The 11,946-nt window shown below is 57.9% G+C and carries 11 protein-coding genes; 9 read left to right on the top strand and 2 right to left on the bottom strand.

The window, feature by feature from the left end; all coding sequences use genetic code 11:
* Positions 1-122: 122 nt before the first annotated feature.
* A complete protein-coding gene (locus tag LD28_RS0110225; protein WP_033136865.1) occupies positions 123-632 on the top strand; it encodes a VC2046/SO_2500 family protein in 510 nt (169 codons plus the stop codon).
* Between the two features lie 113 nt (positions 633-745).
* Here LD28_RS0110225 and hpf read toward each other — a convergent pair whose 3' ends face one another.
* Positions 746-1,084: a ribosome hibernation-promoting factor, HPF/YfiA family gene (hpf, locus tag LD28_RS0110220; protein ID WP_005344457.1), complete on the bottom strand. Its 339-nt coding sequence runs from the start codon at positions 1,082-1,084 to the stop codon at positions 746-748.
* Between the two features lie 368 nt (positions 1,085-1,452).
* Here hpf and LD28_RS0110215 point away from each other — a divergent pair, with 368 nt between their 5' ends.
* The 8 genes from LD28_RS0110215 to LD28_RS0110180 all read left to right on the top strand — a co-directional run bounded on the left by LD28_RS0110215 (position 1,453) and on the right by LD28_RS0110180 (position 11,440).
* Entirely contained in the window at positions 1,453-3,957 is a 2,505-nt protein-coding gene (locus tag LD28_RS0110215) for a putative bifunctional diguanylate cyclase/phosphodiesterase (protein ID WP_033136864.1), read from the top strand.
* Between the two features lie 99 nt (positions 3,958-4,056).
* Positions 4,057-5,958: a transglycosylase SLT domain-containing protein gene (locus LD28_RS0110210; RefSeq protein ID WP_033136863.1), complete on the top strand. Its 1,902-nt coding sequence runs from the start codon at positions 4,057-4,059 to the stop codon at positions 5,956-5,958.
* Positions 5,959-6,135: 177 nt separating this feature from the next.
* Positions 6,136-7,134, top strand: a complete 999-nt coding sequence (locus LD28_RS0110205; RefSeq protein ID WP_033136862.1) for a LacI family DNA-binding transcriptional regulator — start codon at positions 6,136-6,138, stop codon at positions 7,132-7,134.
* 325 nt (positions 7,135-7,459) lie between these two features.
* Complete coding sequence (pdhA, locus tag LD28_RS0110200) at positions 7,460-8,548, top strand: pyruvate dehydrogenase (acetyl-transferring) E1 component subunit alpha (RefSeq protein ID WP_033136861.1); 1,089 nt, start codon at positions 7,460-7,462, stop codon at positions 8,546-8,548.
* On the top strand, positions 8,541-9,527 hold the full coding sequence (locus LD28_RS0110195) for an alpha-ketoacid dehydrogenase subunit beta (RefSeq protein WP_021231077.1): 987 nt from the start codon (positions 8,541-8,543) through the stop codon (positions 9,525-9,527). Before pdhA ends, LD28_RS0110195 begins: the two co-directional genes overlap by 8 nt.
* On the top strand, positions 9,524-10,624 hold the full coding sequence (locus LD28_RS0110190) for a dihydrolipoamide acetyltransferase family protein (RefSeq protein WP_033136860.1): 1,101 nt from the start codon (positions 9,524-9,526) through the stop codon (positions 10,622-10,624). Before LD28_RS0110195 ends, LD28_RS0110190 begins: the two co-directional genes overlap by 4 nt.
* 208 nt (positions 10,625-10,832) lie before the next feature.
* A complete protein-coding gene (locus tag LD28_RS0110185) occupies positions 10,833-11,042 on the top strand; it encodes a cold-shock protein (RefSeq protein WP_075112094.1) in 210 nt (69 codons plus the stop codon).
* 92 nt (positions 11,043-11,134) lie between these two features.
* Complete coding sequence (locus LD28_RS0110180) at positions 11,135-11,440, top strand: hypothetical protein (protein WP_033136858.1); 306 nt, start codon at positions 11,135-11,137, stop codon at positions 11,438-11,440.
* On the opposite strand, the gene LD28_RS0110175 is transcribed toward LD28_RS0110180, so the two are convergent.
* Positions 11,427-11,675, bottom strand: coding sequence for a TIGR02647 family protein (locus LD28_RS0110175; protein WP_033136857.1), 249 nt, complete (start codon positions 11,673-11,675; stop codon positions 11,427-11,429). The two genes, LD28_RS0110180 and LD28_RS0110175, sit on opposite strands and share 14 nt — an antisense overlap.
* Positions 11,676-11,946 lie beyond the last annotated feature (271 nt).

Genomic DNA, 11,946 nt, shown 5'->3' with positions numbered 1-11,946 from the left:
AAGTGCGAGGCGCATACTAACAGATCTTCTGGTTTTGTGAACCCCCAAGCAGGATTTTTCCATTAAAAGAATTGGATTTGTGGCCGATAACCAGTGAAATCGCCATTTTCGAGAGTTATCTCATGCTGCCCAGTTCAATCCGTAATCACCTGCTCGTCGATGAGGGCCAGTTGGGGCAGCGCCTCAACCGTGACTTGCAGCATGGCGATCGGGCGGATTTCCGGTTGCATCTGGCGCTGCTCACCGATGCGGTGGAGGAGCAGCCCTGGTTTGATGCCAAACCGGCGGCCAGCCCACAGAGCCGTGACTGGCGTCTGCACTTTGACCTGAGACCGGCGCAAGGGCTGGTGGCTGAAGGGGCGGGGAGTGACTGCAGTGCCATCAATGAGCGGTTGCAGCAGGGGGGAAGCATGGTGGATGTGCGGCTCTGGCTGGCGCTGCAATCGCCGCCGCTGGCGGTCAAACAACCGCTGCTGGATGAGGCTGTCTACGACAACCTGTCGCCGCTGGCGCGGGAGCGGTTGCAAGGAAAGCTGGCCGATATGCCACGCCAGGAGGATCCGCTGGTACTGCTGCCGATCCTCGACCGTTTGCAAGAGGGGGTGGATACCCGCTTGCACTGGCTCAGTTGATGGCGTCTGCTTCTCGGCGTAACGCGGTGTTTGTCGGGTAAATCACAGGCAACAAAAAGGCGGGTGACCCCGCCTTTATGCTCTTTAGAATTTTTTAGCCTTGCGGCATGCAATCAAGCGTCAGCTTCATCCGGTTGCGGCTGCTCTTTGAGCGCGGCGTTGGCACGACGGGCAATCGGCTTCTCGGTGTGACGATTGAGTTGACGCTCCAGTTTTTGCCCCAGTTCGTTGATGGCGGCGTAGAGATCCTCATGCTCTGCCTGGGCAAACAGTTTGCCGTTGGGGATGCCAGCACTGGCTTCGACAATGAACATCAGACGCTCTTTGGAAACAATCACATGGGGTGTGATGAGAGGCACCTGAAGACGTTCGAGCTTTTCAAAACGGGATTCAATGCGCTCGCGGATAGCCGGGGTGATGTCGATGATTTTGCTGGTAATTTCGATTTTCATATTGGCCCCCTTCGGGTCGTCTTGCTTGTGTCTTCACCTTCAGATTACTCATTGGTAAAGATTGAAATGTGATCTATGTCACATAACAATCCCTTGGCTATTCAGAGACTTATAAATTGTGATCTTTTCCGGTTTCGTGCCAAAAACAGCTTGAGCTCAATGAAACTGGCAGGCAGTATGACGGGAATAGGATCGTTTCTGTCCCTTCTTGGCAGCACTTCGTGTCGACCTCATGTCCGGTTTCCACTGCTTGATATCGCATGTTTGTACTCTTCCCTCGCAACCTTTGATCTCATGAGCGGATGCTGGGGGTGTTGTTGTACCCGATTGGACATCAAACGTGGTTGGTTGTTGTGTTGGGGTGGTAAATGAAGCAGCAAGCCACGCAAATCATGTGGTTTTTTGATCGGCAGCATCATCAGTGGAGTCTCTCTGAGCAGGGGGCCTACCAGCAGTGGCAAGGGGAGGGTGACCACCCCTGGGCTGGTCGTCTGCTACCGGAAGATGAGGCTGGCTTTGCCGACTTTCTCGTCCAGCTTCATGAATCACAACTGCCCGAGCAGTTTATCGGTCATCTGAAAGATGCTCAGGGGCAGCTCAGTCATGTGCTCTGGCGTGGTCAGTTTGTGCCCAACCAGCAGATCTGCTGTGGCTGGCTGGCGCCGCTCGATGTGAGCCTGAGCTCGGCAACCTCGCTCAATCTCTCCCTGCCATTGTTGCAAACCACTCTGCTTACCCAGCTGGCGCAGGCGCTCTCTGCCCGCACCGGTCTCGATTTCTTCAATACCCTGGTCAGCCAGTTGGCCCATATCCTCAAGGTGGATGCGGTCTGGGTGGGGGAGCTGAGTGGTGCCGACCGGGTCAGAGTGCTGGCCGCCGACGGGCTGGCGCTCAAGGACTACCCGCTGGCGGGCGCCCCTTGTCAGGAGCTCTACAAGCAAGGGGCCATCTGTTTCGAGGTGATCGACGCATCGCAGGAGTATCAGCCCTGGCTGGCGGCCGGGCAGACTTACTATGGTCAGCCGTTGTTCGATGCCAGAGGTCAGCTGCTGGGCCATCTGGCGCTGCTCTATTCGACCCCCGCGGATACCAGCAACCTCACTTCGGTGCTCAATACCTTCTCGGTACGGATGGTGGCCGAGTTGGAGCGGCTGCAATCCGATGCCCAGATGCGGCTCTCGGCTGTTGCATTCGAGACTCATGAAGGGATCATCATCACCGATCCGGGGTTCAAGATCCTGCGGGTCAACAACGCCTTCAGCCAGATCACCGGTTTTGACAGCCAGTCGGTGCTGGGTCTGCATCTGGAAGAGGATCTCTGGCCCAATTTGGGTGGGCTGGGCTACGAGCTCAACACCCTCAGCCGCTGGCAGGGTGAGACCCAGCGTCGCCACGTCGATGGTCACACCTATCCCCAGTGGGAGATAGTGACACCGGTACAGGACGAGAAGGGGGTGATCAGCCATTTCGTTATCTGCTTCGAGGATATCTCCGAGCGCAAGGCGGCCGAGCGGCGCATTCAGGATCTCGCCTATTACGACGAGCTGACCGGGTTGCCCAATCGCCGCCAACTGCACGAGACCCTGGTGCAGATCTTCAACGAGGCGACCCGCGATGGCCTGATCGGCGCGCTGCTCTTTATCGATCTCGATCACTTCAAGACCATCAACGACTCCCTCGGCCACGCCACCGGTGACTGGCTGCTCAAGGAGGTCGCCGCCCGTCTCAAACGGCTGGTACGGCAGGGGGATTGTCTGGCGCGACTCGGTGGTGACGAGTTTGTGCTGCTGTTGCCATCACTGTCGGCCAGCCCGCCCCAGGCGGAGATGCAGGCCGATATCATTGCCGAGCGCCTCATCAACGAAATTGCCGCCCCTTATACCTATGCGGGACAGGTGTTGCACATCGGTGCCAGCGTCGGTATTACCCTCTTCCCGGATCGGGAGCAGGGGGTCGATGACCTGCTCAAGCAGGCAGATACCGCCATGTATCAGGCCAAGTCGGCTGGCCGCAAGACCCGTCGCTTCTTCGATGCCTCGATGCAGCAGCAGGCGGATCGCCGTCTGCTTATTCATAACGAGTTGCGCAATGCCCTCAGCCAGCAAGAGCTGACCCTCTACTATCAGCCCCAGCATATGGTCGATGGTGGCGATATCATCGGTGTCGAGGCGCTGATCCGCTGGCAGCCAGCCGGTCGATCGCTGGTTTCGCCAGCCGAGTTTATCCCCATCGCCGAGGAGACGGACCTGATTGTCGACATCGGCAACTGGGTGCTGCACGAGGCGTGCGCCCAGTACGTGCTGTGGGAAGAGAACGGCATCCACATTCCGCAGATCTCGGTCAACGTCAGTGCCAAGCAGTTCCATGCCACCGATTTTGTCGAGCGGATCCATGACGTGCTGGCACAAACCGGCATGGATCCGGCCTGCCTCAATCTGGAGATCACCGAATCCGTGGTGCTGGGTCATGCCGAGGACACCATCAGCAAGATGACCGAGCTCAAGGGGCTCGGCATCAGCTTTGCCATCGACGATTTTGGCGCTGGTTACTCCTCCCTGAGCTACCTCAAGCGGCTGCCTGCCGATGAGCTCAAGATCGATCGCTCCTTCATTCAGGACATCCCGAAAGATGGCGACAACATGGCCATCGTCGAGGCGGTGATCGCCATGGCCCGCCATATGGGGTTCAACGTCACGGCGGAAGGGGTGGAGTCCCGTCAGCAACTGGAATTTCTCAAGGCGCAGGGGTGCAGTTTCTATCAGGGCTATCTCGCCTCCAAGCCGCTACCGGTGCCCTATCTGGAGAAATATGTACAGCGGCTGACCAGACCGGAGCAACTGCGCGAAATACAGCTGAGCGATGCAGAAAAATAGTCCCTTCTCCCCGCTGTAGCGCTGCCCGGCAACGGGTAGAATGAGAGGCAGTAGACCCACCGCCACCGGGCGGTGTATTGCCCTCAATGGAGATGTTCAGTGAAAGCTGTATGGGGAATTGTTTTGTCGGCGCTGTTTGTGCCGACCTTGATGGCGCAGACTGCCGACCAGACGCTCTACCGTCAGGCGTATGATGCCGTACGTGCCAATGATCAGGCCCGTTTCCAGCAAATTCGTGCCCGTTTGACCCATTATCCCCTGTTGCCCTACCTCGATTACTATCAGCTTGCCTTTCGTCCGGGGGCGGCCGATTACAACGATGTGACTCGCTTTATCCGCCAGCATGGGGATACCCCCCAGTCGAACCGGCTGGAGCGCAGCTATCTGACCTATCTGGCTCAGAGCCAGCAGTGGTCGCAGTTCCTGCGCTTCTATCCGGCCAAGCCGAGCTCCACCGATCTGCTCTGCATGCACTATCAGGCACTCTATTACACCGGCAAGCCGAAAGAGGCGTTGCAGGGGGCGGGCAAGATCTGGATGAGCGGCCAGTCGCGCCCCGATGCCTGCTCTCCGTTATTCCAGCTGTGGCAGGCATCCGGTCAGCGTACCCAGGAGAAGATCTGGCAGCGGATGACGCTGGCGTTCGAGGCGGAAAACCCCAACCTGATCCGCCACCTTGGCGCGACCCTCGGTAGCGGCTTGCAGAGCTATGGCGATCAGATGGTGACCCTGTTCGAGCAACCCGCCAAGGCGATGAATCCCGCTTACTTCAGTAACAATCCCTACTCGCGTAAATTGCTCTCGCTGGGCTTGGCCCGCTATGCCAATCAGGAGCCGGAATCGGTGCTGCGCCAGCTGGCGCTGTTTCGCAGCCGTTTCGGGCTGACCCAGGCCGAGGTGAAACCGATCGATCGGGCCATTGCCCGTCGTCTGCTGCTGGATCGCTCCATTGCCCAGCGTAGCTGGGTCGACAGCACGGTGAAAAAGCTGTCAGATCCTGATATCACCGAACTGCGGGCGCGACTGGCCATCTGGGAGCAGGATTGGCGTGGCCTCTCCGGCTGGGTGAAGATGATGCCGATGGCCCGTCAGAAAGAGGATCGCTGGCGCTACTGGATGGCGCGCTCCCTTGAGGTGCAGGGACAGCAAAAACCGGCGCGGGATCTCTATCTGGAGACTGCCAACTTGCGCGGTTTCTACGGCTTTATGGCGGCCCAGCGCACCGGTGTGCCCTATCGCATCAAGAACCAGAGCGTCAAGCATGTGCCTGACTGGCGCACCGCCAGCCAGCGTTGGCCCTTCCTGTTGCGGGTGCGCGAGCTGTTGTCGATGAACGAGATTGCGGCGGCCCGCTCGGAGTGGATCCACAACATGGATCGCAACCCGGTGTCCCAACGCATCGAGTTCGGCCATATCGCCCTCAATCAGGGGTGGCATGAGCTGGCCATTCTCGCCAGCATTCGCGCCGAGGCGTGGGATGCCCTCGACCTGCGCTTCCCGCTGCCGCTCAAACGCACCTTCTCCCAGATGGCGCAAGAGCGCACCATGAACACCAGCCTGCTCTATGCCATCTCCCGCCAGGAGAGCGCTCTCTATCCGCTGGCCCAGTCGCCGGTGGGCGCGCGCGGACTGATGCAGCTGATGCCTGCTACCGCCAAAGAGACTGCAGGCAAGCTCGGTGTGCCGTATCGCAATGAGCAGCAGTTATTTGATCCGGCGATGAATATTCGTCTTGGTAGTGCCTACCTCAAGCGTTTGCTGGATGTGTATGATGGCAACCGGATCCTGGCCGCAGCTGCCTACAACGCCGGGCCGGGCAGGGTCAAACGCTGGCGTGACCAGAGCGACAACAAACCGATGGATGTGTGGGTCGAGAGCATTCCCTACAAGGAGACCCGCAATTATGTGCAGAACGTGTTGTCGTTCGATCTCATCTATCAGCACAAGCTGCAGCAACCGCTGCGCTTCATGTCAGAGCGGGAATTGAATCACGCCTATTGAGTTTCGGGCCGCTGGCCGGCCCCCATTTTCAAATCAGCCTGACGCCGGGTAGCATCGAGTAGGGTTCTGTTACCAAAGGAAACATCTCAGGTGACCTGGCTCAGGGTATTGCATCAGAACGCAGGGTATACTCGGCCGTCGGTACCAACAGGTTCCCCCACAATAAAGGAATGGATAGTGGCAACGATAAAAGACGTTTCTCAGCTGGCAAATGTGTCTATCTCCACCGTGTCGCGTGTGATCAACAACACGGCGCAGGTAGCACCGGAAAAGCGCGAGGCCGTATTGGCGGCCATGAAGGAACTGAATTTTCGGCCCAATAGTTTTGCCCAAGCGCTGGTCAGCAAGCGTTCCAATTGTATTGGTGTGCTGGTTGGCGATCTCTGTGGCGGCCCCTTCTTTGCCCAGATGATGCGTGGCATCGAAACCATGGTCGACAAGGCCAACAAGTTCACCATCGTCATGTCTGGCAACCATGATATTGCCCGTGAGCGTCACGCCATTCAGGCGCTGTTGCAGCGTCAGTGCGATGCGCTGATCCTGCACAGCAAGGCGTTACCTGACGAGGAGCTGAGCGAGCTGGCGGCAGGCTCTACTCCCATCGTCTTTATCAACCGTCAGGTGCCGGGATCTGAAGATCGCTGCGTCTGGCTGGATAACCAGGCAGGCATCACCACCGCTTGTCAGCACTTGCTGGATGCCGGACATCGCAACATCGCCTTTATTACCTCCGACGACGAAGAGTTTGTCGATGGTCAGCAGCGGATGGCCGGTTATACCCAGACCCTGGCTCGAGCAGGGATTGGGTTTGATCCTGCTCTCATCAGCCGCGCCTTTGCCGACGAAAATGGCGGTTATGTGGCGATGAGTGAACTGCTGGCCCGTGGTGTCGAGTTCACTGCCGTGCTCGGTTTCAACGACGGCATGGTGGCGGGAGCTATCTCCTGCCTGCTGGAGCGCGGTTACAAGATCCCGCAGCAGGTGTCGGTAGTGGGGTTCGACGATATTCCCTATGCCCGCTACATCTATCCCAAACTCACCACGGTACGCTACCCCATCGAGGAGATGGGCAGTCGTGCCGCCGAGCTGGCGCTGCGCCTGCTCGATCACAAGCCGGTTGAGGGGTTAGAGCTCAAGTTCGAAGCACAGCTGGTCGAGCGTGAGTCAGTCGCCTGACGAGCGTCAAACAACGAATAACAACGTGGCCCCATCGGGGCCACGTTAATTTCTGCCAGCCATGATTAATCGGCAAGATTGGCTGGCGCAGTAGAGGGGGCATTGCTCCTGGTTATACCTATATTCCGCACTGAATTACCCCAATCGAATGTGAACCTTTTACGGCGTTAAAGGTGTAAGTGCGCCGAAAATTCAGCTCCTTCGCTACTTTAAAGAAGTTTCTACTGGTCTTACCTGAGTAAATCCCTTTGCTTTTTATTTAACAAGGCATTTACATCTAGGTGTCACCAGTATCGGTGACGCTCACAACGGCAAGGAGCCAGTTATGACCCATGTCGACATCCCTTTCCTTCGTTATCTCGATGCGGAAGGGTGCCCGGTCGCCACCTTACCGACCTGGCTGGACAAGGCGATACTGCACACCTTCTACCGCAATATGGTGATGGTGCGCAGCTATGACAAAAAAGCCATTGCGCTGCAACGAACCGGCAAGCTCGGTACTTTTCCCTCCCATCTCGGCGCAGAAGCCGTGGGGATTGGCATTGGTCTCGCCATGCAGCCGCAGGATGTCTACGTCCCCTACTATCGGGATATGCCCACCCTCTATGTGCGGGGTGTGCCGATGGAGAAGAACCTGCAATATTGGGGGGGTGACGAGCGGGGCAGTTATTTTCTCAAGCCTGATGGGACTCCCTCTGAAGATCTCCCCATCTGCGTCCCCATCGCCACCCAGATCACTCACGCTTGCGGTATTGCGTCTGCCTTCAAACTGCGTAATCAACCGCGCGTTGCCGTGGTTACTATCGGCGATGGAGGCACCTCCAAGGGGGATTTTCTGGAGGGGCTCAACTGCGCCGGTGTCTGGCACCTGCCGATGGTCATCATCGTCAACAACAACCAGTGGGCTATCTCGGTGCCACGCAAGCTGCAATCGAGCGCCCCTACGCTGGCCCAGAAGGGGAGCGGCGCCGGGGTGCGCAGCCTGCAGGTGGATGGCAACGATGTGGTGGCGGTCTACGATGCTGCCCGCAGTGCCGTCGAACGGGCCCGCAGCGGCAAGGGGCCGACCCTGATAGAAGCGGTCAGTTATCGTCTAGGCGATCACACCACGGCCGACGATGCCACTCGCTATCGCGATGGGGCTGAGGTCGAGGCCGCTTGGGCCAAGGAGCCGGTCAAACGGCTGCGCCAGTTTATGCACAGCCAAGGGTGGTGGGATGAGGAGCAGGAGCAGAGCCTGCTGGCGGAGGCCGCCCGAGAGGTAGAGCAGGCGGTCGCCCGTTATGAGGCGATGGCACCCCAGCCGCCGGAGGCGATGCTCGATTATCATTACGCCAGCCTGCCCGCTGAACTCTTGCCCCAGCGCGAACGAGTGATTGCCAAGGGGATGAAGCAGGAGGTTGGCCATGAGTGAGATCAGTTTGCTGGAAGCGGTCAACATGGCCCTTCACTACGAGATGGAGCATGACCCGGATGTGGTGGTGCTGGGCGAGGATGTGGGGGTCAACGGTGGGGTGTTTCGCGCTACTGTGGGCCTGCGCGACAAGTTCGGTTTCAAGCGGGTGATCGACACGCCGCTGGCCGAGGGGCTTATTGCCGGGGTGGCGGTCGGCATGGCGACTCAGGGGCTCAAGCCGGTGGCGGAGTTCCAGTTTCAGGGTTTCATCTTCCCCGGGATGGAGCAGATCATCTGTCAGGCGGCGCGGATGCGAAACCGTACCCGTGGTCGCCTCTCTTGCCCCCTTGTCTATCGCTCCCCTTATGGCGCAGGCATTCATTCGCCGGAGCATCACAGCGAGAGCGTCGAGGCGCTGTTTGCCCATATTCCCGGGTTGCGGGTGGTGATCCCCTCCAGCCCGAGGCGTGCTTATGGCCTGCTGCTCTCGGCCATCCGCGATCCGGATCCCGTGATGTTTTTCGAACCGGATCGCATCTACCGCTCGATGAAATCCGAGGTTGTGGATGACGGTGTCGGCTTGCCGCTGGATGTCTGTTTCACCCTGCGCCCGGGCCGGGATATCACAGTAGTGGCCTGGGGAGCCTGCATTCAGGAGGTGATGCGGGCGGCGAACCTGCTGGCCGAACAGGATATCCAGTGCGAGGTGCTGGATCTGGCCACCATCAAGCCGCTGGATATGGAGACCATCCTCACTTCGGTGCGCAAGACCGGCCGGTTGCTGGTGGTGCACGAGGCGTGTGGCAGCTTCGGGGTCGGGGCCGAAATTGTGGCGCGGGTGACCGAGCAGGCACTTCCCAGCCTCAAGGCGCCGCCCAAGCGGCTGACCGGCGTGGATGCCGCCGTTCCCTACTATCGCAACGAAGCGTATTACCTCATCACCGAGCAGGATATCGCCGATGCCGCTCACCAGCTGATGGAGAACCAGTGGCTATGAAATTTTTCAAATTACCGGATCTGGGTGAAGGGTTGGCCGAAGCCGAGATCGTCGAGTGGAAGGTGAGTGCCGGGGATACCGTCGCGGTCGATCAGGTGCTGTTGTCGGTGGAAACGGCCAAGGCGCTGGTGGATGTACCCTCTCCGGTGGCCGGGGTGATCGCCCGTCTCTGTGGCGCCGAGGGGGATATCCTCCATATCGGTGCGCCGCTGGTGGAGTTCGAGGGTGGCGAGGATGATGGCACCGTGGTGGGCAAGGTCAGCGCCCATCAGCAACATATCGAGGATCACTTCGTGGTGGGGGCCATTGCACCGGGTGGCGCGCTGGTACAAGCCATGCCTGCCGTGCGGTTACTGGCACAAAAACTGGGTCTGGATATCGACCGGATCAAGGGAAGTGGCAGCGGCGGCATGGTGACCGAGCTGGATGTGCAGCAGGCATTCGAGTCACAGCAGATCAGTGGCAACGAGTTCCTCAAAGGGTCGCGACGGGCCATGGCCAAGGCGATGGAGCTCTCTCATCAGACTGTGGTGCCGGTCAGCATCACCGACGAGGTGGACTTGCGTCACTGGCGCCCTGATGAGGATGTGACGGTGCGCCTTATCAAGGCCATTGGCGTGGCGTGCCGCGCAGAGCCCTCGATGAACGCCTGGTTTGATGGCGACACCCTGTCAAGGCGGCTGTTCAAAGAGGTCAATGTGGCCATCGCGGTGGATTCAAAGCATGGCCTCTATGTGCCGGTGATGGAGAACGTGGCCGAGCGGGAGGGGGCGGATATCCGGCAGGGGCTGGATCGGATGATCGCCGATGTGAAGGCGCGCGCCGTGCCCCGCGAGATGTTGCAGGGGGCGACCATTACGCTCACCAACTTCGGTGCTATCGCAGGCCGCTATGCCAGCCCTATCGTTACGCCGCCGCAGGTGGCCATCATAGGGGCAGGCAAACTGTTCGAAAAAGTGGTGTTCATTCATGGCGAAGCACGCCCCGTCAGGGCATTGCCACTGTCGATGACATTTGACCACAGAGCCTGTACTGGCGGGGAGGCTGCTCGTTTTCTCAGGGCACTGGTCGAAGCGTTGGAAGCCGCCACGTTATAAAGGTTTGTGCCCTGCCATTGGCAGGGCACAAATTTGTTTGCGTAATCTACAAAGCCACGTATAATCCAAACCAGCTTGAAAGGGCGATAGTTATGTCAATGAATACGATGTTTTACATCTTGTCCTGTTGTTCATAAGTTAATCCCGTTTTTTGAGCTTTACCCGCTGAAAAGCATAAGTAATTATTTTGAATACAGGTTTAAAAGATATGTCTAACATGATCACCGGTACCGTTAAGTTTTTCAACGAAACCAAAGGTTTTGGCTTCATCCAGCAAGAAAACGGCCCGGACGTTTTCGTTCACTTCAGCGCTATTCAAGGTGCCGGTTTCCGCACCCTGGCTGAAGGTCAGCGCGTACAGTTCTCTGTGACCCAAGGTCAGAAAGGCCCGCAGGCTGAGAACGTAACTGCTCTGTAATTCTTACAGAATTTAAGAAAGCCGTGGTACCTCTGGTGCCACGGCTTTTTGTTTATATGGCCTTTGTTCCTGACTCATGCGGTGTGTGAATCATGTTCCAGACCCTGTTGCTTCTGACAGCATTGACCCCCATCGTGGATGAACCCGTGCCTGTGCAGGCGGCCATGGAGGCAGAGAGAGTTTGTCAGCAATTTGTCCATGTGCGACTCGGTGAGGAGCGGCTACCGGACGAGATCCGGGCCCGCATTATCCCCAACAGGGAGTCAGAGTGGCTGGTCGATGGCAAAGTAAAAGGACCCGAAGGTCCTTTGCTATTTGCCTGTCATCTTCACCAAGGGAAGCGTTGGGAGCTACTTAACTTTTCGCTCTGGGCTCCGCAGCCGGTCAAAGCGGTTTGAGTGCGACCAGCAAATGTTGCAGATGCTCTACCATGGTCATGCCAAACGGGGTGAGGTAGCCGCCATCTTCGGCGCTGATGAGTCCCTGTTGATGCAGACGAACTGCTGCTTGGCACAGTTCATCAGACATATCGCTGCGTAATTTAATCCCCAGGCTCATGTTGGCCGGATCAAAGCATGCCAGTATTTTCAAATCGTTTACAAAGTCGTTAGAAACCTGGTCGATCCCAATCATGGATTTACTCCTTACGCTAAAGATGTATGCAAACTAGCATCCCCGGATCCACTTTAGTGGGCGCTGGCTCAAATTATTGATCTTTGGCTGGATGCTGCGTTTCAAATGCTGTTTTTTTCGGCGTAATCAGATGGTTGGCTGACAGCTTCGCCAAGGGCCGAGCCGGACCAAACGTGATAGGATAGGGCACTTCTTTATATCGGACGGTCTATTGGTGGCTGTTCGCCCTGTTCAAGGTATCGCTCATGGTCAAGATCACTCTGGTATCCCT

The organism is Aeromonas finlandensis (genome assembly GCF_000764645.1).
In the GTDB taxonomy this organism is placed as follows: domain Bacteria; phylum Pseudomonadota; class Gammaproteobacteria; order Enterobacterales; family Aeromonadaceae; genus Aeromonas; species Aeromonas finlandensis.
The sequence above is the reverse complement of the archived record's forward strand: the minus strand, read 5'-3'. Positions and strand labels throughout refer to the sequence as shown.